This is a genomic window from Brevundimonas vesicularis NBRC 12165 (genome assembly GCF_001592205.1).
Taxonomy (GTDB): Bacteria; Pseudomonadota; Alphaproteobacteria; order Caulobacterales; family Caulobacteraceae; genus Brevundimonas; species Brevundimonas vesicularis.
Genome location: NZ_BCWM01000021.1, coordinates 31,721 through 52,577, shown reverse-complemented (window position 1 = coordinate 52,577; position 20,857 = coordinate 31,721). Strand labels below are relative to the sequence as shown.

The window sequence follows — 20,857 nt, the reverse complement described above, 5'->3', positions numbered from 1 at the left end:
TTGTGCGGGCAGGTTATAGTCCTGGGTAGACGAAGGGGTAGGTGGTGTTTTCCACGGCGTGTGATCCAACAGAGCGTGTGCGAGCTCATATCGACTTGCGTGTCCCGAGTTCACGTAATGGAAGATGCCTGTTGGGCATTGTTCGTCATTTGCTAAACGGGCTGCGATGGTCGTGATCGCTTCGGCGACATCCTTCGCGTGAGTCGGGCTGCCGATCTGATCGGAGACGACGCGTATAGGCTCGTGCATTTGCGCTTTCTTGACTATAGCCCTCGCGAAATTCTCGCTGAAAGGGCTGATCAGCCAAGCCGTTCGCAGAACGACGCAACGTCTGACTGTAAGGGCTGCGACCTCGCCTGCTAACTTGCTCGCGCCGTAAACGTTGATTGGGTGAGGCTGGTCACATTCAGCATAGGGGCGATCGAAGGTTCCATCAAAGACATAGTCGGTAGAGATGTGGATGAGGGCAATGTTTCGTTTCCGTGCTTCCGATGCCAAGACCGCCGGTCCATAGGAGTTGATAAGGAAGGCCTGTTCAACTTCTTGCTCGGCGCGGTCCACCGCAGTATATGCCGCGGCATTAATGATGATCTGACACGACGAATTATCAAGCCATTTCGCAACCGAATTGTGAGAGGTTATGTCTAGAACATGTCTGGATGCATATTGAGGCCTAAGCGTCGTAGGCCATCGGCTTTCTTTGAGGGCGGAGCCTAGCTGACCGTTTGCGCCGGTGACTAAAACATCGGCCCGCGTGGCGTTCATGCTTCGCCTCGCCGCCTCGTCGCGTCTTTGGACATTAGTATTGGCTGCCACCAATCCTCATTGGACACGAACCAAGAGACAGTTCGATGTAAGCCGTCCTCGAATGTGACTTCAGGCGTCCATCCTAAAGTGCGCTTAATTTTGGACGCATCGATCGCATAGCGTTGATCGTGTCCCGGTCGATCCTTCACGAAGGTGATCTGGTGTTGATAGGAGGCCCCATCAGCGCGGGGCGCTAGGTTGTCCAGCGCGTCACAGATGGCTCGTACCACCTGTAGATTTGTGCGTTCGGAATCTCCACCGACATTGTAGGTTTCGCCGACCTGCGCCTTCTCGAAAACTAGTCTTAGGGCTCGCGCATGGTCTTCCACATACAGCCAGTCGCGGATGTTCTGGCCGTCGCCATAAACCGGCAACGGCTCGCCTGCTAACGCCTTGATGATCACCAACGGAATCAACTTTTCAGGAAAGTGATACGGGCCATAGTTGTTTGAGCAGTTGGTTATGAGCACAGGCAATCCGTAGGTGTGCCCCCAAGCTCGGACCAAATGATCCGATGCGGCTTTTGAAGCAGAATAGGGCGAGCGAGGGTCGTACGGGGTAGTCTCAACAAAGCGTCCTGTGTCCCCGAGAGACCCGAAGACCTCATCGGTTGAAATATGATGGAAACGGAAACGGCTACGACGTTCCCCTGTTAACCTCTCAAAGTAAGCGCGCGTTTGGTCCAGAAGGACGAAGGTTCCGACGACGTTCGTCTGGACAAAACCTCCCGGCCCATCGATGGAACGATCGACATGACTTTCGGCGGCGAGGTGAGCAACGATGTCCGGCTGGAAGTCGTTCAGCGCTTTTTGAACGGATTGAGCGTCGCAGATGTCGCCTTGAACGAACTGAAATCGTTGCGATGACGAGACTGGATCAAGTGACGACATCATCCCGGCGTAGGTAAGATTGTCGTACACTAGTACTTCGTGACTGCTCGTCTCGATGAGGTGGCGTGTCAGAGCTGATCCGATAAAACCAGCGCCTCCGGTGATCAGGATTTTTAGCACGTCAGATGATGACATTACAGCTTCCCGGCAACAAGCGGGGCGTCCCCCTCTTTATATTCGAAAGGGCTGTTGAAAAATTTGAGTGTCGGAAGCATCGCGTCCTTTGCCGACAATCTTGCATCGATTTGATCCAGAGGCCAATCAATGGCAATTGATGCATCGTTCCATTTTACCCCTCCCTCGCTAGAGGGTGCGTATGGGGCGGACACCTTGTAGGCGACCTCGACATCATCGACCAAGGTCATGAAGGCGTGCCCAAAACCTGCCGGAATATAAAGCTGATCTCCATTCTCGGCGGACAGCAGTGCTGATGCCCATTGCCCGTAGGTAGGGGATCCGAGACGTAGGTCTACGGCATAGTCCATTATGCTGCCCTTCAAGCATTGCACCAGCTTGGCCTGAACATGGGGTGGGCCTTGGAAATGTATGCCACGCACCGTTCCTGCTTGGGTGGACATTGAGTGATTGTCCTGCACAAACCGGACGTCTATCCCCATCTCCACCAGGCGAGCCTCGGAATAGGTTTCGGAAAACCAGCCTCGCGAATCCACAAATCGCCTCGTGGATATTTTAACGACAGGAGAGATCATTATCGTTCCGGACTCCATTTCGTTCCTAGGTCGATACTGGTGCATATACAGATTCGATAGCTGCCGGAGGCCACGATGGAAAGGCCGGCCGCTCAGTCTCGTTCGCCGGCTCCGGGTTGACCGGATATAATGGCCGACCCAATGTCACAGGTACTGGGTATTTTTATCGCTTGGCGCGTGCAGATCTTCGAGGCCCTTCGTCAGCGTAGAGGTATCGGCGATGCTGAGCGGGCTAGGCGCGAGCGGAACTGGCCTTTAGCTATCGACGCCTATCGAGCCTATCTAAAGCGCCACCCGAGTGATGTTTCTGTGCGATCACGCTTGGCGAAGACGCTGTTCGCCGCGGGTGAGGTGGAGTTGGCGGAGGCCGCGCTCCGTGAAGCTTTGGCGATCCGCCCTGGCCGGCGTGCTCTTAACAGGCAGTTGGCGGAAATGCTGACGACTGTTCGCGGAGCGGACGACATTGCTAGCGGCACGGCTCGCGCCATGAAGACCTACGCGCGCTTCCGCGGAAGCTTGAAACAGGACATGCCTCCCGCGTCGCCCAGCCTTACCCTAAACGTCTTTCTCGACAGTCGAGGTCAGCCCCCATCGATTTTGCGCGGCACCCTGATCTCCTTGCTGGAGTCGCGTTATGAAACCTGGCGGGCGCATATCGTTTGCGATGACTTTCAAGACCACCCGATTGGAAGTTTGGGGCATGACGATGATCGGGTGTCGTTCGCTTCGTCATGGGCAGAGTTGCCGGATGATGGTGGACCATGGCTGCTTCTCACGCCCGGAGTTCATCTTGAGCCTCATGCTCTTGCCTGGTTGGCTGCCACGATCGAGGACGCGCGCGTATCCGCCGTCTTCTCCGACGACGATGTGTTCTTCGATCATCCCGTGCACGGACGGACCTGGGAAGCGCCAGCCTTTCGCTCGGCGGCGGACAGGGAAGATATGCGGACCACGCCGCGACCGCCCATCATGGCGCTTTTTTCAAAATCTCCGGGCGACATCGTCACCGAGAGTGCGGTCAACAGCCCCTCTGATGTGCGCCGTTTGCTGATGAAGGCGTTTGACGAGGGCGTCGTCGTGCATGTACCGCTTTTGCTAGCCTCCCGGTCTGAAGTCACAGTTGGTCGCGCGCCCGAAGGATCAGTTCTTGGGCAAGATTCCGCACATGATCGAAGGGATCGAATCCTCGTTGCTATTCCGACGCGAGACGAGGGGGCGATGTTGCGGAACATGGTCAACAGTTTACTGCAAAAGGCGAAACGAAAATCAGATCTTCGGATCGTCGTCATGAACAACCGAAGTCGATCGAAAGACGCGCTCAATTTGCTTCGACAATGGAGCAGAAACGGTAAGGTCGATGTATTAGAGGTGGATGAACCGTTCAATTGGTCTCGATTCAACAATCTTGCCGTGGCGAGGCGAAATGAAGAGATTTTCGTCTTCGCCAATAATGATATGGAGATGTTGACCGAGGGTTGGGACGAAATTCTGCGTGACAGCTTCGCTTTGAGGGGGGCTGGGGTCGTGGGTGCACGCCTGCTTTATCCGGGCGGGTACGTTCAACATGCAGGACTGTCGTTGGGCTCCTTTAATGGAGAACCGGTGCACGAGGGCCTGGGTGAGCAGAGCGACGCAGCCGGGCCACTGGACCGATGGACGAGATCACGTGCTGCGGCGGCAGTTAGCGGTGCGTTCCTCGCTGTTCGTAGAGATTTGTTCAACGCAATCGGTGGGTTCGACCCTTTGCACCATGCGGTTGCCTGCAATGACATCGATTTCTGCCTTAAGGCGCGAGAGGCTGGGGAACGTGTGCTCTATCGAGGCGATCTCGTCCTAACCCATTTCGAGTCCCGCACGCGAGGGCAGGCCGATTCATCTGAAAAACTGGCGTGGGCCAAGGGGGAGATGGCCAGTCTGGCTCTACATTGGGGGCCGGACGCCTTGCTAGATCCCTCTCGCAATCCTCATTGGACTGCCCACGGGGTTCGGCTATTCAACGGTTTTCGCAGTCCGTCTCAAAAAGAGGTGTGGGATTACATTGAGCGTGGGCGAAGCGATGCATGGCGGGTGAATCGCCTGTCACGGTCAGAAACTAAAGCACGTTACGGTAAAGCCGCGCGAGCCTAGATTGGTAGTTCTCAGGGCTAAAGAACTGAGCGCGTTCAAATCCCTTGAGGCGCAAAGCGTACCTTAAATCCTGATCCGCATCCAGCTGACGAATCCCCGTTGCCAAGGCAACTGTGTCGTAGGGGTCGACTGTGATCGCCGCGCCGCCGGCAATTTCCGCCAAAGCGCCGCAATGAGAGGTCAGAACCGGGACGCCGAAGATCATTGCCTCCAGCACCGGAAGACCGAAGCCTTCATAGAGCGAGGGGAAGATCACACCTCGGGCACCGCTTATAAGATTGGCTAATCTATGCGGCGGCAAGCCTTCGAAGATTCGCACGCGTTCGTTGGCCGTAACTTTTGAGCGTCTCAACGCCTCCAGTTGTTCCAGTTCATCGTGCTCAAGCCAACCGCGCGACTTCACTATGACTAAGGGGGGCTTCACGCCGGAGGCTAGATAGGCCTCGATGATCCGACCGAGATTTTTCTTGGGCTCGATAGTTCCAACATGTAGAAAATATCCGCCGTAGGGGAGCTCAAAATTACTTTCAATCTCTCGCCCTACGTAGTCAGTCGATGGTAGGTCTGCCGAAAAGTAAATGGAAGACTGATATGTATTGATGACCCGTGATGGCTCTATTTGTAGTATGTCGATGATATCTTTTCTTGAAGACTCGGAAACTGTCGTAATCAAATCTGCTGTGCGGGCGATGGATTTGCAGAGCGAGTAGAAGCGCTCTTTGTCATTGTCTATGGAGGAGGGTAGCTTCAGCGGCACCAAGTCATGGATGGTGTAAATGTTCGGCGTTCTGCGTGCCTTTGCCGCAATAGGTGAGGTCCAGTGCATCACCGAGGGGCTTTTAGCGTCGTGGAAGCGAACATCTACGGGCTTGCCCAAACGCTGAAAAATGCGCTTCGCGTCCGTGAATAAATGTGGGCAAGACCACAGCTGTTGAGCTCTAGGGCGTCCATCCGTTCCGCCTGGCCAGATGACTTTGCCCGTCTCTTCAAGCGGGGATGCGGTCGCGCAAAGAGCGGCTCGGTTCAAGGTGCGCGTTTCACGCCTCAGGCGTTCGATCGAAGTCAGCTTACCAAGCTTTGGCAAAGCAAAAATCGCGGTTTCGTCCAAGATCGCCTGTCCGCTTCTGTCAAGTTCTGGTGCGAAAAGCACCTCTCCCTCGTGTCCGATGCCAGGCAGGGCGTGGAGCAGAGAACGCGCATAGTTCCCTATCCCTGTTGGGCGGGGCAATGCCAGATTGAAACCGTCGACGCAGATTCGGGCCATGCAACTCCAATAGGTCATGAGGGGCTGCAAGCAAGTCGCAAGCGGCCGCCTGAATGGTCGAGCGAATAATACAGGCCGTGACACCGCCCGCATCCCCCGCTATCTCGCGCGCGTGATGAACGAAACAGAACGCCAGTCGGAAGAACGCAGCTGGGAGACGGCGAAGACGCTCGCCGAGGCCTTGCCGTATATTCAGGTGTATGACCGCGAGACCGTGGTCATCAAATACGGCGGTCACGCCATGGGCGAGAGCGCCGTGGCGCGTCAGTTTGCAGCCGATGTGGTGCTGCTGAAGCTGATGGGCGTGAACCCGGTGGTGGTTCATGGCGGCGGGCCGCAGATCAGCGCCATGCTGGACAAGGCGGGGGTGAAATCCAGCTTCGTCGACGGGCTGCGGGTCACCGATCCGGCGACGATGGAGGTCGCCGAGATGGTGTTGTCGGGCGCGGTCAATAAGGAGATCGCCCACTGGATCACCATGGCCGGCAAGGAGGCGGACGTGCGCGGCGTCGGTCTGTCGGGCAAGGACGCCGGTTTGCTGACCGTCGAGAAGACGCGTCGGACGAAGCGCGATCCCGACAGCATGATCGAGCACGAGGTCGACCTGGGCTATGTCGGCGAGCCGACGAAGGTGGATCCCAAACTGATCGCGGGCTTGATCGCGTCGGAGACCGAAGACTGGGTGCCGGTCATCGCCCCGATCGGCGTGGCCGAAGACGGCCAGACCTACAACGTCAACGCCGACACGGTGGCGGGCGCGGTCGCGGGGTCGCTGAACGCCAAGCGGATGCTGCTGCTGACCGACGTACCGGGAGTCAAGGGCGCGGACGGCGACATCATCCGTCAGATGACGCTGGACGAGGCGCAAAACCTGATCGACACCGGCGTGGCCACCGGCGGCATGATCCCCAAGCTGGAGACCGCCATGGCCGCCGTTCGCGCGGGCGTCGAGGCGGTGGTCATTCTGGATGGGCGTCGCCCGCACGCCATGCTGGTCGAGTTGTTCACCGAGTTCGGCGCCGGCACCCTGGTGAAGGCGTTTTGATCGACCCCCATTCCACATCCCTTGGGCATGTGCGCGCCTGGGTGTTCGACATGGACGACACCCTGTATCCGCGTGAGCAGGGTCTGATGCGGCTGGTCCAGGCGCGCATCAACGCCTTCGTGGTCGAGGCCGTCGGGCTGGAGCCCGAGGCCGGAGCCGCGATGCAGCGCCAGTTTCTGGACGAGCACGGCACGACCCTTGCCGGACTGATGGCCAACTATGCGGTCGATACCGAACGGTTCCTGCGCGAGGTGCACGACGTGCCGCTGGACGGTGTCGAGCCCAATCCGCGTCTGGCCGAGCGGCTGAAGGCTCTGCCCGGTCGTTGCTATGTCTTCACCAACGGCGCGCGTGAATACGCCCATCGTGTTCTGGAGCGGATCGGCGTCGCCGACTGTTTCGAAGGCGTCTTCGCCATCGAGGATGGGGATCTGACGCCCAAGCCCAATCCCGCGACCTTCCGCCGGATGCTGGAGCAGTTCGGCATCGATCCGCACCGATCCGCCTTCTTCGAGGACACGCCCAAGAACCTTGAGCCGGCCAAGGCGCTGGGCATGGCGACGGTCCTGATCGGCGACGGCCATGGCAAGCCGATCGGGCCGCATATCGACCATGTGGCCCCGGACCTTTTCGACTTCCTTTCTAATCTGAGCTTCAAGGACGCCGCATGACCGATCTGTCGCATCTCGAATCCGTCGTCGAGGCCGCCTGGGAACAGCGCGCCGAGGTGTCTGCCGCCACGCATGGCGAGGTGCGCGACGCCGTTGAAACCGCCCTGGCCCTGCTGGATTCCGGGCAGGCGCGCGTCGCCTCGCGCGGCGCGGATGGCGTCTGGACCACGCATCAGTGGCTGAAGAAAGCGGTGCTGCTGTCCTTCCGTCTGAACGACAACCAGATCATGCGGGCGGGCGCCCCGTCCGTCATGCCGCTGTCGGTGGATCATCCCGTCGCCGTTGGTCCCTTCTGGGACAAGGTGCCCAACAAGTTCGGCGACTGGACCGCGTCGGATTATCAGTCGGCCGGCTTCCGCTCGGTGCCCGGCGCCATCGTCCGTCACGGCGCGCATATCGCCAAGAACGTGGTGCTGATGCCGTCGTTCGTGAACATCGGCGCCTTCGTCGATGAGGGCTCGATGGTCGATGCCTGGGCCACGGTCGGCTCCTGCGCTCAGATCGGCAAGAATGTGCACCTGTCGGGCGGCGCGGGCATCGGCGGCGTGCTGGAGCCGCTGCAGGCCAATCCGACCATCATCGAGGACGGCTGCTTCATCGGCGCCCGCGCCGAGGTCGCCGAGGGCGTGATCGTGCGCGAGGGCGCGGTCCTGGCCATGGGCGTCTATCTGTCAGGCTCGACCAAGATCGTGGACCGGGCGACCGGCGAAGTGTTCCGAGGCGAGGTGCCGGCCTATTCGGTGGTCGTGCCGGGGTCGCTGCCGGATCCCAATGGCGGGCCGTCGTTGTACTGCGCCGTCATCGTCAAGCGTGTGGACGCGCAGACGCGGGCCAAGACCGGCGTCAACGAACTGCTGCGCGACTAGACCTTGATCGGCTGAGGAGGGATCGCTTCGCGATCCCGCTGAGGCCGTGAATCAAGGTCCAGGTTGAATCTCGAGCCTGATTCACCGCCTTGTCGAAGCGCGAAGGCTTCAACTCAAGCGGATCAGGCTCTAGTCAGGCGGCGACGCGAACTGCCTCGATCTGAGGCGTGTCGAAAGTCGCGTGCAGGGTGAAGGTCGATCCCTTGCCGGGGGTCGACGTCACCGTGATCTCGCCGTCCATCAGGGCGGCCAGACGCTGACAAATGCTGAGGCCCAGACCGGTGCCGCCGAACTTGCGGGTAGAGGACCCGTCCACCTGAGAGAAGGGCTGGAACAGGCGCGTCAGATCGTCGGCGGCGATACCGATGCCGGAATCGACGACACCAAGTCGCAAGGTCGTGCGGCCGTCGCTTGCCGGCTCGCTGTCGATAATCAGGCGAACCTCGCCCTGGGGCGTGAACTTGATGGCGTTGGCCAGCAGGTTATGCGTCACCTGCGCCAGGCGCAGCGGGTCCATTCTGAGAAGCGGCGGCAGCGGGCCCCGGATGTCGGTCGTGAAGGTCAGGCCGCGCGCTTCGGCCTGGGCCTTGAACGGGCCTGTCAGGCGGGCGGCGAGGGTCTCGGCTTCGACATCGACGAAGTCCAGTTCCATCTTGCCGGACTCGATCTTGGTGATGTCGAGGATGTCGTTCAGCAGCACCATGAGCCCTTCGCCGGAGTCGCGGATGACCCCGACGAATTCTTTCTGGCGGTCGCTGAGCTCGGACATCTGCAACAGTTGCGCGGCCCCCAGAACCCCATTCATCGGCGTGCGAAGCTCATGCGAGATGACGCCCAGGAAGTTGGATTTGGCGGCGCTGGCGGCGTTGGCCGTGTCACGGGCGGTTTCCAACTCGGCGATCAGTTCGGCCTGGCGGCGGTTGACGGCTTCCAGATCGCTGTCCTTCATCTGGGTGATGGCCACCTTGATCAACAAGGCCAGCGCCAGAACCGGGATCATGCTGAGCACCACCCAAAAGCCGGGCGTGCCCCACAGTTTCGCCAACAGCAGCACCACGACCACCGAATAGGGCGCCGACACGATCAGAGCCTCACGGGGCGCGGCGCGCATCTGGGTGAATACCAGCACATAGCCGGCCATGAGAAGGGCGACGCCCAGCGGCACGCCATAGGCGCCGCCGTAGAGGAAGGCGAGCAGCGGCGCTGCTGACCAGGCGATGCAGGAAATGGTGGCGGCCATCAGCTTGATCCGGCTGTGAAGCCCCTGATCCCGCAATACCAGCACACGTTCGGCGAACGTCCGAAGCAGACCTGACGCGGTCGCGGCTGCAAACCACAACACTGCTGTCGCCCAATCGGTGACGGTAAACAAAGCGACCGCCCAACTGGCGATGATCAGATACCGCATATGACCGTTGGCAATCAGATGCTGCAGCAATGAGCGATCTTGGCCTGGCGTATGGTTCGTCATCGTCGGATCTCGGGGTTCGATCACGTATCGTCGCCCAAATCCGACTAAGAGACTATGAACGCTAAGCTTTATGCGTGAAGTGTCCGGCGCCGGACATAGCGCGGAATGAGCGAAAAGGCAGGAAGCGGTCATCAGCCGCCTCCCATCTCTGTATCAAGCGGCCGTCTTCATGGCGTCCGAATTGACAGCCGCGTCGGCGATGCCGGTCAGGTCTTCGTCCGTCTGGGCTTCTTCCTGAAGCGTCTCGTCCAGAAGGGCGGCGGCGTCCTTCAAACCCAACACCAGCGCCCAGCGTTTCAGCGTGCCGTAGCGGGTGATCTCATAGTGTTCGACCGCTTGGGCGGCGGCCAGCAGGCCGGCGTCCAAAGCTGCAGTGTCCTTGTATTCTTCCATGATCTCGTCGCCTTCGGCCAGGATGCCCTCAATGGCGTCGCAGGTCTTGCCACGCGCGGGCTTGCCGATCAGCTCGAAGACCTGTTGCAGGCGTTCAATCTGGCCTTCGGTCTGACCCTTATGCTTCTCGAAGGCGGCCTTCAGCTCTGGCGACTGAGCCGCACGGGCCATCTTGGGCAGGGACTTCAGGATTTTGCGCTCAGCGTAATAGATGTCTTTGAGCGTGTCGTGGAACAGGGTGTCCAGGGTCTTGTCGGCCATGGTGAGGTCTCGCATCTGTGATGGAGCGCAGGCGCGCGCCCCATCACAAGCGATCCATCCCGTTAGTGTTCCTATGCGCGAATTCGCGCGGAGCGGATCAACCGGCGCGCTTGAGATCCGGCGGGGTCGCTTCGTCGGTCAAGATGCGGATGGCCTCCTCGACCGTGACCAACGTCTGGGCCTGAGAGCCGAGGCGGCGGATGGCGACCATGCCGTCCTCCGCTTCCTTCCTGCCAACCACGGCGATGACCGGGACCTTGCCGACCGAGTGTTCGCGCACCTTGTAGCCGACCTTTTCGTTGCGCAGGTCGATCTCGGTGCGCAGGCCGGCGGCCTTGAACTTGGCCATCACATCGCGGGCGTAATCGTCGGCGTCCGAGGTGATGGTGGCCACCACAGCCTGGGTCGGGGCCAGCCACAGCGGGAAGGCGCCGGCGTAGTTCTCGATCATGATGCCGATAAAGCGCTCGAACGAGCCCAGGATCGCCCGGTGCAGCATGACCGGGCGGTGCTTCTGGCCGTCCTCGGCGATGTAGGTGGCGTTCAGGCGTTCGGGCAGGACGTAGTCCAGCTGGATCGTGCCGCAGGTCCACTCGCGGCCGATGGCGTCCTTGACGATGAAGTCCAACTTGGGCGCATAGAAGGCGCCGTCGCCTTCGGTGACGACCGGCTCGGTTCCGGCGGCGCGGGCGGCCTCGGCCATTAGGGTTTCGGCCTTGTCCCAGAACTCGTCCGTGCCGGCGCGGTTCTCGGGGCGGGTGCCCAGGCTGATGTAGGCCGTCTCCATGCCCAGGTCGGCGTGGACGCTGCGGGCCAGTTTGATGAACTCGGCCGTCTCCTCGACGATCTGGTCTTGGCGGCAGAAGATGTGGGCGTCGTCCTGGGTGAAGCCGCGCACGCGCATCAGGCCGTGCAGCGATCCCGACGGCTCATAGCGGTGGCAGGCGCCGAACTCGGCCATACGCAGCGGCAGTTCGCGATAGGACCGCTGGCCCTGGTCGAAGATTTGGACGTGGCCGGGGCAGTTCATCGGCTTGAGGGACAACTCTTCGCCCTCGACCGTCTCGCAGACGAACATGTTCGGACGGTACTTATCCCAGTGGCCGCTCTGCTCCCAGAATTTGCGGTCCAGCACCTGGGGCGTCTTGACCTCGACATAGCCCGCAGCGTCCAGGCGGCGGCGCATATAGGCCTCCAGCACGCGCCACAGGACCCAACCCTTCGGGTGCCAGAAGACCATGCCCCGGCCCTCTTCCTGCATATGGAAGAGCTCCATGGCCTTGCCGACCTTGCGGTGGTCGCGCTTCTCGGCCTCTTCCAGACGCTGCAGATGGGCGTCCAGATCTTCCTTGGTGGCCCAGGCGGTGCCGTAGATGCGTTGCAGCTGCTCGCGCTTGGAGTCGCCTCGCCAATAGGCGCCGGCCAGCTTGGTCAGTTTGAACGCCTTGCCGACGTGGCGCGTCGAGGGGAAGTGCGGGCCCCGGCACAGGTCGATCCAGTCGCCCTGTTTGTACAGAGTGATGGTCTCGGTCCCCGGCAGGTCGCGGATCAGCTCGGCCTTGAACTTCTCGCCGCGCGCCTCGAAGAATTGGATGGCCTCGTCCCGCTCCCAGACCTCGCGCTCGAACTTGGCGTCGCGATCCACGATCCGGCCCATCTCTTTTTCGATGGCGGCGAAGTCGTCGGTCGAGAAGGGTTCTTCCCGGTAGAAGTCGTAGTAGAAGCCGTCCTCGATCGCCGGGCCGATCGTGACCTGGGTGCCAGGGAACAGGGTCTGAACCGCCTCAGCCAGGACGTGGGCGGTGTCGTGGCGGATCGTATAGAGGGCGGCGGGGTCGTCGCGCATGATCAGGCGGAAGTCGCCGCCCATCTCCAGCACCCGGCCCATGTCGCGTTGTTCGCCGTTCAGTTCGGCCAGCACGGCCTTCTTGGCCAGCGACGGCGAGATGGAGGTCGCGACATCGCGCGCCGTGGAGCCGGCCGGGTATTGGCGCACCGCGCCATCGGGGAATTTCAAGTCGATCATGGCTTCGTCTTTACTGGCGGAACCGGGTCGTATCCCGACCCGCCGAAGGGATGGCATTTACAGAGCCTGCGCACGGTGAGCCATCCCCCCTTTACCGGTCCGTGCTGGATCAGGGCGTCGCGCCCGTAATCCGAACAGGTCGGCAGGAACCGGCACTGCTGGCCGATCAGGGGGGACAGCGTCAGCTTGTAGCCCCGATGGGCCGCGCGCACGCCGCGTTCATAGAGAGACATATGTCCCTTCGCCGGGGGCTTGAGAGGTTCGCCGCGCTTATCCCCTGTTGCAGCAGGGGGATCAACCGGTCGTGCCCGTCAGGCCGCGCCGGCGAGACGAGTTCGGGCGGCGAGGGCCTTGTTCACCGCCTCCAGCGTCGCCTCCAGCGAGACCAGGGTAGAGGCGTGGCGGGCGGGGTAGTCGGCGACCTGTTTCAGCAGGCGCAGCTCCTCAAACCGGCCGAGGGGGCCGTCGCCGCCGGATTTCAGCATGGCGGTCATGGCGTCGCGGGCGTCTTTGAGATCATCGACTGAAGCGCCCATCACAGACTGACCCAGCACCCCGGCGGCGGCCTGGCCGAGGGCGCAGGCTTTGACGTCCTGGGCGAAGTCGGCGATGCGGCCTTCGTCGTCCAGCGTCACATCGACCGTCGCGCGCGACCCGCACAGTTTCGCCACCCGTTCCCCGGTGCCCTGAGGAGTTGGCAGACGCCCCGCATGCGGCAGGTTCGCCGCCAGCGACAGGATGCGCGCGGTGTAGAGGTCGTCGATCATGGGGCGAAGATAGGATGTTCGAACGCCGCGCGAAACCTCTCCCTCCCCGTCCGGGGAGGGTGGCCGAGCAGAGCGAGGTCGGGTGGGGAGGGCACAGCGACGTCCCACAGGATTGTCCTGTATCACGCACGTGCGTCCCTGCCGGGCCGCCCCCACCCCATCGCTGCGCGACGACCCTCCCCGAAGCGGGGAGGGAGAATTGCGATGCTAGACCTTCAATGAGAGCGACCCGTCCGGCCCGATCTCCAGCCTGACGTCGTCGTAGTCCGCCAGAGTGGGATGATCCGTCTCCAACGGATGGGTCCAGGCGGCGGTGACGACCAGCACATCGGCGCCGGCCGCTTCGCCCGCCTTGATGCCGGCCTCGGCGTCCTCGAACACCAGGCAGTCGCCGATGTCGAAGCCCAGCGTCGCGGCGGCCTTCAGATAGCCGGCGGGGTCGGGCTTGCCGCGTTCGACGTCCTCGGCGGTGATCATCACGGCGGGCGGGGTGACGCCTGCGGCCTCAAGACGGGCGCGCGCCAGGGGGACCGAGGCGGAGGTGACCACGGCCCAGCGGTCGGGCGGCAGGCGTTTGACGAAGTCGACGGCGCCGGGGATGGGGGCGACGCCGTCCACGTCCTCGATCTCGCCGCGTTCGACCCAGGCGACCTCGGCGTCCAGGTTGATATCGGGCAGGTTCTGGCGACGAATGGTGTCGATCGCGCGCACGCCGTGGATCGTGGGGATGAAGGCGGCCGCATCCAGCCCGTGGCGCTCGGCCCAGCGGGTCCAGACGCGCTCGGCGGCCAGGGTTGAGGTGATCAGGGTGCCGTCCATGTCGAACAGGAAGGCCTGATAGGCGCGGGACGCGGGGAGGGCGGTCATGGCCTCATCCACCATGCGGGCGGTCAGACCGCAACGGGCGGATCAGCCGCCTTGCAGCGAATTCCAGGTGCGGGCGGTGTCGGTCGCGGGCGACGGACTCGCCGCGCCGCCGCCGGACGTCGCCGCGCCGCCTGTGCTGCGCGAACGCAGCCATTGCAGGTTCTGCTCGGCCTGCTCGGGCGGCAGTTCGCGGCGCAGGATCTGTTCGGCCTCGCCCATCTTGCCCTGAAGGCCCAGCACCATGGCCAGGTTCTGGCGCACCTTGGCCGAGGCGGTCGGCTGGGCCACGGCGCGACGCAGCAGGGTCTCGGCGCCCGGCGCATCGCCGTGCGTCAGGGCGGCCGTGGCGGCGTTAGTCAGGACATCGGGGTTGTCGGGCGACAGGGCCAGGGCCTGGTTCCAGGCGGCGCGAGCGTCGTCGGTGCGACGCACCTGTTCATAGGCCACGCCCAGAAGGGAGTAGGGTCGCCAATCGCGCGGCGCCAAGTCGCGCGCCTGCTCCAGCGGCGCCACGCCATAAAAGGCCTGGCCGCGCGCGATGTGGGCGCGGCCCAGCTCCAGCAGGGCGTCCAGATTATTGGGCTGGAGCGTCAGGGTCGCCTGGGCGGCCTCGGCCGCCTGATCGTAGCGGCCCAGCTCTCGCAGGGCCTGGGCCAGTTTCACGCCCGCCACGGCGTCGGTCGGATCGGCCTGCTGCTCCGAGGCCCAGAAGACCGAGCGCGACAGGGCGTCCATCCGGTCATAGGTGGCCCGCACCGCAGCGGACGACGGCGCGCGAGCCTGGGCCGCGGTCGCCGCCGTCGGATCGGCCGCCAGCGCCGGCGTGCCGGACAGGGCGATCAGGGCGACGGTTGCGAGAAGGGCGGGCATGCGCGACATGGGTCAGGTCCAGACGGTCCTAGAGGTCTCGCCCCTAGAATCGCCGGTTCGCGTCAACCGATGGTTAACTTCGTTTCGAGGGCCTCATGTCCGTCTCGCATCCTCTGCTGGTTTCCGCTCAAGACGGCGCCATCCCGATCCGCTTCGTTCAGGCGGGCGGTGTGCTGGACGATGCGGCCCGGCGCTGGGGCGATCGACATGGGTTCGAAGGCAAGCCAGGCCAGCTGTTGGTCGTGCCGGACGCGGACGGCGAGATCGGCCAGGTGGTCGTGGGCGCGGGCGCGACCTTCGATCCGATGAGCGTGCGGGGGCTGTCGGCGCGACTGCCGGGCGGTCTGTATCGGCTTGAGGTCGCCGCGCAGGACGCGGAACTGGCGACCCTGGCCTTCCTGTTGGGGGCCTACGTCTTCGACCGCTACAAGGCCCGGCCGGACCGGACGCCCGTGCGGCTGGTCGCGCTGGACGGGGTGGATGTCGCCGAAATCTCGCGCATCGCCGCCGCCTGCGCCCTGGCCCGCGAAATGGTCGATACGCCCGCCGCCGACATGGGGCCTTTGCAGATCGAGACCATCGCTCGCGAGATCGCAGAGAGCGCCGGCGCCGAGATCACCGTCACGACCGGCGACGCCCTGCTGGAAGACAACTATCCGGCCGTCCACGCGGTGGGGCGCGCCGCCGCCCCGCACCGGGCGCCGCGCCTGATCGAGATCGGCTGGAAGCTGGACCGAACCGACCTGCCGCTGATCGCCCTGGTCGGCAAGGGGGTGGTGTTCGACACCGGCGGTCTGGACTTGAAGCCCGCCGCCGGCATGCGCAATATGAAGAAGGATATGGGCGGCGCGGCCCATGCCCTGGCCCTGGGGCGTCTGGTGATGCAGGCCGACCTGCCCGTGCGATTGGTGGTCATCGTCGCGGCGGTCGAGAACGCCGTGTCCGCCGACGCCTTCCGGCCCGGCGACATCCTGAACAGCCGCAAGGGTCTGACCATCGAGATCGGCAATACTGACGCGGAAGGCCGGCTGATCCTGGCCGACGCCCTGACACGGGCGGGCGAGCACCAACCCGACCTGACGCTGGACTTCGCCACCCTGACCGGCGCCGCGCGGATCGCCCTGGGTCCGGAGCTGCCGCCTCTTTATACAGACGACGAAGCCCTGGCCGCCGGGCTGCTGGCGGCGGCGGGTCAGGTGCGCGATCCCCTGTGGCGGATGCCGCTGTGGCCCGGCTATCGCGGCGCGCTGGACGCCGAGATCGCAGACCTGCGAAACGACCCGGCCGGGTGGGCCCAGGCCGGATCGGTGACGGCGGCCCTATTCCTGCAAAAGTTCGCCCCGACCACGGGGGCCTGGGCGCACATGGACATCTTCGCCTGGAACCCCCGCGCCCGCCCCGGCTATCCGGAAGGCGGTGAGGCCCAAGCGCTAAGGGCGTGCTACGCAATGCTCAGGGCGCGCTACGTCGACTGACGATCAGGCGAAGGCGAACCCCGGCTCCGGCTCGGCGTCGTCGGACGGGGATCGCGGCGGCCTGGGCTTTCCGAGGCGTCCGCCCCGCGACCGTGCGCGGCGTCTGATGCGACCCAACACGGTGCTGACAACGCGGGTCGCCAATTCCCGCTGCCGCATCAGGCCACGCCACCCGGCGACAGCGCGCAGACTGATGGCTAGTACGACCAGATCGAAGATCACGGTCACGTCGAACATCAGCGCCCAGGCCATCATGTCTGGCGCCGCCAAAGCGAACATTCGGGCGCCATCCGCCTCGAACAGAACAATTGCGGCGACGCCCAGCGTCAAGACCAGACAAAGGCCCGCCGTCTGTCCTGCGGTCAGACGCGAGAGATGGCGCGCCGGCGCTTCCACGAGCCATCGTCTCAGAGCGATCCCGACAGGTCCCTGGTCAGCAATCGTCAGGACTAGCACGATCAGCAAGAACAGCCACAAAAGCACCAGAACCTCCAACGCGTCGACATGACGTTCCCTCTGTGACATGGCGTGACCAAGCGACGCTTCAAGGCGGCTTGGTGATTTCGAGAACACGGTTCTGTTGATTTTCTTTCGCAAAAGCGTCTCGCGTTAACGGCCCCTAAGCCATCGGGGGATAAAGCTGTGGGTTCAGCAATGCGAGTTCACGTTGACCGACGTCCTCGACCTTCTTCCGCCCGGCGACCGCCTCGTTCGCCCTGACCTCGCCGAACAGGCGCTGGAAGGGCTGGTGCGCGCAGACGCCTATCGGGCGACCGAGGCCATGCATTGTCGTGTCGCCGTGGCCGACATCCTGTCCGACGTTGACGGTCGGATCGACCAGCTGCTGCATGGCGAGATTTTCGACGTTCTGGATCGGTCGAACGGCCGCGCTTGGGGCCGGGCGCGTCGAGACGGCGTCGTCGGCTGGGTCGTCCTGGACAGTCTGTCGGCCGGCGCGCCGTTGGCGACCCATTGGATCGCCGGCGTGGATGCCGTCCTGCCGCTGAACGCTCTGGTGATCGAGGCGACGGATGTGGCGGAGGCTGATCTGAAGCCGATCGGCGCATTCGAGGCGGATCTGGTCGCGGTGGCCGAGCGGTTGCTCGGGCGGCCGCATGAACTTGGCGCGCGGTCTTCGATCTCCACCGACTGTTCCGGCCTGGTGCAGCAGGCCCTGCTGGCATGCGGCCTGCCCGGTCCCCGCCGGTCGGACGCGCAGGCCCAGATGGGTCGAGCGGCGTCTTCATCGGACCTCCAGCGCGGCGACATCGTCGTCTGGCTGGCGCCGAACGACGATCAGGACTGGACGGGCCATTCGGCGCTGATGCTGGATGGCGAACGCATCATTCACGCGACGGGCGGCAAAGGCGTGGTGATCGAGACCCTGGCCGAGGTCGAGGCGCGTCTGGTCGCCGAGGGTTTCGCGACCGCCGTCTTCCGTCGGCTCTAGTCCCGCAAGGTCCGCATCGCGCCCAGCCGGGCGAAGGCCAGCGTCAGCGCCTTTCGGCGGGCGGGCGCCAAGCCGATCACCGGCGCGTCTCGCACGACCGCCCCGCCGAAACCGTCTGCGACGATCAGGCCCGGTTCGTCGGGCAGGATGTCCTGCGGAAACTCGGGCGCAACGGCGAAGAAGAAGGCGTCGCAGAACGGTCCGTATTCATGCCATTTGCGGTCGACGCGATAGTCCTCGACGCCCGACTTCACCTCGCAGATGACGATGTCGCCCTTGCGCCCGATCGCCATGACATCGGCGCGGCGACCGTTGGGCAGGCAGACTTCCAGGAGCGGTGCATAGCCCATGTCCATCATCAGCCGCGCCGCGCCGCGCGTGACCGAAAGGGTGGTCTCGGGACGGCTGAAGACGAGTTCGAGATGGGCGATGGCGGACATGCCGACAGTTTATGTTCCGCCTACGTTCCTATCGCAAGCGGCGCCTTAGAGGCCGGTTCGGACCAAATCGCTTGTGCTGAAGCCTAGGGCACGAACGTGAGCTAGAATTTGGTCGCGTTCGGCCTGAGATGCATTCTGATCGCGATGCCAGACCCACCAATTCGACTTGTCAGGAAGACCCATGATAGCCCAGCTGTAGTCCGGCGCGTGATCCCAGACCCGATAGCTGTCGCCCGCCAAACGGCCTACGCTGATGCCATTCCGGCTGAACGTGAACTTGGCGTTGGTGGACGTGTTGGTGACGCGGGCGTTCCTGCGTAGCGTTTCAACACCGCCGTCGTCGCTTCTGGTGCATCTGACGGCCATAGAATATCGATCGTCGCCAAAGCTCGGGTTGAAGTCGATCTGTTTGCGACTGCAGTCCTTCTGGACGTCGTTCTGGCTGCGTTCGATCTCGAACCAACGCCCGTCGAACCGACCTAGATCGACGCTTTGCGACTGAGCGAACGCGGTGGCGGGAATGAGTGACAGGACCGCGGAGGCGGCGATCAGGCTGGCGCGTATCATCGACATATCCTCGTTCAGTTTGAGGGAGTAGCCTAGCGTACATACTGGTGGTTGTCGCCAACAATTATGCGCTCAGTACACACGCAACACCTGTCTGCGGATGGATCGTGTGAGGTCTTGAGCGCTGCGGCAGATTGCTCTCATCGCAAGCGGCGCCTTAGAGGCCGGTGTGGATCAGGCGGCCGGTGCTGAAGCCCAAGGCTCGGACGCGGCTCAGAATGCGGTCGCGCTCAGCCTGCGGCGCATTTTGGTTGCGGTGCCAGATCCACCAGTTCGACTTGTCCGGCAGACCCATGATGGCCCAGCTGTAGTCCGGGGCATGATCGTAGACCCAGTAGTTCTGGCCCGCCAGACCGCCGAAGCTGAGCAGGCCAGTCAGGCTGAACCGGAACTTCGCATTGGTCGTGGTGTCGGTGACGCGGGCGTTGGCGCGCAGCGTCTCGACCTTGCCATCGGCGCGCCGGACGCATGTGACGGTGATGGCGTAGCGGTCGGCGGCGCCCTGCGGCGTAAAATCGATCTGTGCCCGGCTGCAGTCCTTCTGGACGTTGTTGTGATTGCGCTCGATCTCGAACCACCGGCCGTCGAAGCGGTTTAGATCGACGTTCGACGCCTGGGCGAATGCCGTCGCCGGTAGGACGGCGAGGGCGGCGGAGGCGGCGATCAGGCTGGCGCGGAACATGGGCGTATCCTCGTTCGGTTTGGAAGGGATACGATGCGCCGACGCGTTCGGTTGTCGGTCAGCGATTCAGGCGCGTCCGATTGATCGCCCATTCGTCGCGCGTCTGGCCCCACAGATCGATGGCGATGTCCTGGAGCGGTTCGGGCAGGGCGCCCGGCCCGCGATTGCGTGATCCCAGCCGTGTCGCGACCGCCGCCGAGGGCAGGTTCTCGGGCGCGATGCAGTGGATCACGTCTTCCCAGCCCAGCACCTCGAAGGCGTAGTCCATCGTGGCTGCGGCCGCTTCGACGGCATAACCCTTGCCGGTGGCGTCGCGATGCAGGCTCCAGCCCACCTCGCGGCCGGGCCAGCCATAGGGGTGCAGCGGCCCGATGCGGCCGATCCACTGGCCGGTCTCCTTTTCCAGGATGGAGAACATCCCCTCTCCGGTCAGGGCCCACATGCCCGCGACGGTGCAGATCAGGCGCCAGACCTGGGGCGCGGGCTGGACCCCGCCGATGAAGCGGGCGGTCTCGGGATCGGCCATGAACTCAGCCCAGCGGGGAAAGTCCTCAACCGCCGGCGGACGCAGGATCAGCCGCTCGGTCTCCAGGGTCGGCCCCAGAGCGACATGGGGCGGCAGGGCGTAGGCGGTGCTCACAGCAGATACTCCCGCTCCAGTTCGTAATGGCTGCCGCTGTCGGTCAGGACGCTGGAATACAGGCCGAAGCGATCAATGCGGATCGGCGGCGAATGCAGCAGATTATGCCCCGACACCCAGGCGCCGAGCCGGTCGGGATTGGTTTGGGTCTTCAGATAGGCCAGAGTCACATGCGGCTTGTAGGTGCGCGCCTCCATGCCGATCCCGGCGCGTTCTCCGGCGGCCTTACAGCGGCCGGCGAGAACCGACAGGCGCTCATTGGGCGTTTCGACCCCGGCCCACAGCGTATGGCTGCGGTGGTCGTCGCCGAAACAGCCGACGCCCTTCAGCGCGATCTCGAACGGGCCGCCCGTCACGCGCGTCAGCTCCGACGCCAAATCGTCGGCGCGGCGTTCATCGATCTCGCCATAGAAGGCGAGCGTGACGTGCAGGGCGTCCAGCGGCCGCCACCGTGCGCCGGGCAGGCCCGATTGCCGTCGTTTCAGCGTCTCTGCGACGTCGGGCGGCAGGGTCAGGGCGGTGAACAGACGAAGCATGCGACCGAAAGTAGCGGCCGGAACACAAGCCT

Annotated in this window: 23 protein-coding genes; 6 read left to right on the top strand and 17 right to left on the bottom strand. The window is 63.4% G+C overall.

Annotated elements, in window-relative coordinates:
• The 3 genes from rfbD to rfbC form a co-directional block, all read right to left on the bottom strand.
• The coding region (gene rfbD, locus BVE01S_RS16620; RefSeq protein WP_084375435.1) for a dTDP-4-dehydrorhamnose reductase at positions 1-765 on the bottom strand (765 nt) is incomplete at its 3' end.
• On the bottom strand, positions 762-1,832 hold the full coding sequence (gene rfbB, locus BVE01S_RS14715) for a dTDP-glucose 4,6-dehydratase (RefSeq protein ID WP_066629136.1): 1,071 nt from the start codon (positions 1,830-1,832) through the stop codon (positions 762-764). The genes rfbD and rfbB, both read right to left, overlap by 4 nt.
• Positions 1,832-2,407, bottom strand: coding sequence for a dTDP-4-dehydrorhamnose 3,5-epimerase (gene rfbC, locus BVE01S_RS14710; protein ID WP_066629150.1), 576 nt, complete (start codon positions 2,405-2,407; stop codon positions 1,832-1,834). Before rfbC ends, rfbB begins: the two co-directional genes overlap by 1 nt.
• Positions 2,408-2,548: 141 nt before the next feature.
• Here rfbC and BVE01S_RS16615 point away from each other — a divergent pair, with 141 nt between their 5' ends.
• Complete coding sequence (locus BVE01S_RS16615; protein WP_169802129.1) at positions 2,549-4,534, top strand: glycosyltransferase; 1,986 nt, start codon at positions 2,549-2,551, stop codon at positions 4,532-4,534.
• On the opposite strand, the gene BVE01S_RS14705 is transcribed toward BVE01S_RS16615, so the two are convergent.
• A complete protein-coding gene (locus BVE01S_RS14705; RefSeq protein ID WP_167544795.1) occupies positions 4,500-5,798 on the bottom strand; it encodes a glycosyltransferase family 4 protein in 1,299 nt (432 codons plus the stop codon). The two genes, BVE01S_RS16615 and BVE01S_RS14705, sit on opposite strands and share 35 nt — an antisense overlap.
• Before the next feature lie 115 nt (positions 5,799-5,913).
• On the opposite strand from BVE01S_RS14705, the gene argB reads away from it, so the two are divergent.
• From argB to dapD, 3 genes are read left to right on the top strand one after another with little or no spacing between them, the layout of a single operon-like run.
• Entirely contained in the window at positions 5,914-6,843 is a 930-nt protein-coding gene (gene argB, locus BVE01S_RS14700; protein ID WP_066629135.1) for an acetylglutamate kinase, read from the top strand.
• 29 nt (positions 6,844-6,872) lie between these two features.
• Complete coding sequence (locus tag BVE01S_RS14695) at positions 6,873-7,514, top strand: pyrimidine 5'-nucleotidase (RefSeq protein ID WP_280513218.1); 642 nt, start codon at positions 6,873-6,875, stop codon at positions 7,512-7,514.
• Positions 7,511-8,380: a 2,3,4,5-tetrahydropyridine-2,6-dicarboxylate N-succinyltransferase gene (gene dapD, locus BVE01S_RS14690; protein ID WP_066629134.1), complete on the top strand. Its 870-nt coding sequence runs from the start codon at positions 7,511-7,513 to the stop codon at positions 8,378-8,380. The genes BVE01S_RS14695 and dapD overlap by 4 nt, the downstream gene beginning before the upstream one ends.
• 133 nt (positions 8,381-8,513) lie before the next feature.
• On the opposite strand, the gene BVE01S_RS14685 is transcribed toward dapD, so the two are convergent.
• From BVE01S_RS14685 to BVE01S_RS14660, 7 genes are all read right to left on the bottom strand, one after another.
• Positions 8,514-9,818 carry a sensor histidine kinase gene (locus tag BVE01S_RS14685; protein WP_066629133.1) on the bottom strand — a complete coding sequence of 435 codons (1,305 nt, stop codon included), beginning with the start codon at positions 9,816-9,818 and terminating at the stop codon, positions 8,514-8,516.
• A 186-nt stretch (positions 9,819-10,004) separates the two neighbouring features.
• The gene (locus tag BVE01S_RS14680; protein WP_066629148.1) at positions 10,005-10,505 is read right to left on the bottom strand and encodes a YciE/YciF ferroxidase family protein; all 501 of its coding nucleotides are present in this window, start codon (positions 10,503-10,505) and stop codon (positions 10,005-10,007) included.
• Positions 10,506-10,602: 97 nt separating this feature from the next.
• Positions 10,603-12,531 (bottom strand): threonine--tRNA ligase, encoded by a 1,929-nt coding sequence (gene thrS, locus BVE01S_RS14675; protein ID WP_066629130.1) that lies wholly within the window; start codon positions 12,529-12,531, stop codon positions 10,603-10,605.
• The gene (gene yidD, locus BVE01S_RS16610) at positions 12,528-12,764 is read right to left on the bottom strand and encodes a membrane protein insertion efficiency factor YidD (RefSeq protein ID WP_082503497.1); all 237 of its coding nucleotides are present in this window, start codon (positions 12,762-12,764) and stop codon (positions 12,528-12,530) included. Before yidD ends, thrS begins: the two co-directional genes overlap by 4 nt.
• A 78-nt stretch (positions 12,765-12,842) precedes the next feature.
• Entirely contained in the window at positions 12,843-13,298 is a 456-nt protein-coding gene (locus BVE01S_RS14670) for an iron-sulfur cluster assembly scaffold protein (RefSeq protein WP_066629127.1), read from the bottom strand.
• A gap of 207 nt (positions 13,299-13,505) precedes the next feature.
• Positions 13,506-14,165, bottom strand: a complete 660-nt coding sequence (locus BVE01S_RS14665; protein WP_066629147.1) for an HAD-IA family hydrolase — start codon at positions 14,163-14,165, stop codon at positions 13,506-13,508.
• Positions 14,166-14,207: 42 nt separating this feature from the next.
• Entirely contained in the window at positions 14,208-15,044 is an 837-nt protein-coding gene (locus BVE01S_RS14660) for a tetratricopeptide repeat protein (protein ID WP_066629124.1), read from the bottom strand.
• Between the two features lie 86 nt (positions 15,045-15,130).
• Here BVE01S_RS14660 and BVE01S_RS14655 point away from each other — a divergent pair, with 86 nt between their 5' ends.
• The gene (locus BVE01S_RS14655) at positions 15,131-16,510 is read left to right on the top strand and encodes a leucyl aminopeptidase family protein (protein WP_066629121.1); all 1,380 of its coding nucleotides are present in this window, start codon (positions 15,131-15,133) and stop codon (positions 16,508-16,510) included.
• 3 nt (positions 16,511-16,513) lie between these two features.
• Here the strand turns inward: BVE01S_RS14655 and BVE01S_RS14650 are convergent, their stop codons facing one another.
• On the bottom strand, positions 16,514-16,993 hold the full coding sequence (locus BVE01S_RS14650) for a hypothetical protein (RefSeq protein ID WP_146112016.1): 480 nt from the start codon (positions 16,991-16,993) through the stop codon (positions 16,514-16,516).
• Between the two features lie 184 nt (positions 16,994-17,177).
• Between BVE01S_RS14650 and BVE01S_RS14645 the strand changes: the two genes are divergently transcribed.
• The gene (locus tag BVE01S_RS14645) at positions 17,178-17,960 is read left to right on the top strand and encodes a C40 family peptidase (RefSeq protein WP_066629117.1); all 783 of its coding nucleotides are present in this window, start codon (positions 17,178-17,180) and stop codon (positions 17,958-17,960) included.
• On the opposite strand, the gene mmcB is transcribed toward BVE01S_RS14645, so the two are convergent.
• The 5 genes from mmcB to thpR form a co-directional block, all read right to left on the bottom strand.
• Positions 17,957-18,400, bottom strand: a complete 444-nt coding sequence (mmcB, locus tag BVE01S_RS14640) for a DNA repair putative endonuclease MmcB (protein WP_066629115.1) — start codon at positions 18,398-18,400, stop codon at positions 17,957-17,959. The two genes, BVE01S_RS14645 and mmcB, sit on opposite strands and share 4 nt — an antisense overlap.
• A 45-nt stretch (positions 18,401-18,445) precedes the next feature.
• Positions 18,446-18,967, bottom strand: a complete 522-nt coding sequence (locus BVE01S_RS14635) for a lipocalin family protein (protein ID WP_105625222.1) — start codon at positions 18,965-18,967, stop codon at positions 18,446-18,448.
• Between the two features lie 157 nt (positions 18,968-19,124).
• On the bottom strand, positions 19,125-19,649 hold the full coding sequence (locus BVE01S_RS14630; protein WP_066629112.1) for a lipocalin family protein: 525 nt from the start codon (positions 19,647-19,649) through the stop codon (positions 19,125-19,127).
• Between the two features lie 58 nt (positions 19,650-19,707).
• A complete protein-coding gene (locus BVE01S_RS14625) occupies positions 19,708-20,289 on the bottom strand; it encodes a GNAT family N-acetyltransferase (RefSeq protein ID WP_088582579.1) in 582 nt (193 codons plus the stop codon).
• Complete coding sequence (gene thpR / locus BVE01S_RS14620; RefSeq protein ID WP_066629109.1) at positions 20,286-20,825, bottom strand: RNA 2',3'-cyclic phosphodiesterase; 540 nt, start codon at positions 20,823-20,825, stop codon at positions 20,286-20,288. Before thpR ends, BVE01S_RS14625 begins: the two co-directional genes overlap by 4 nt.
• Between the last annotated feature and the right edge of the window lie 32 nt (positions 20,826-20,857).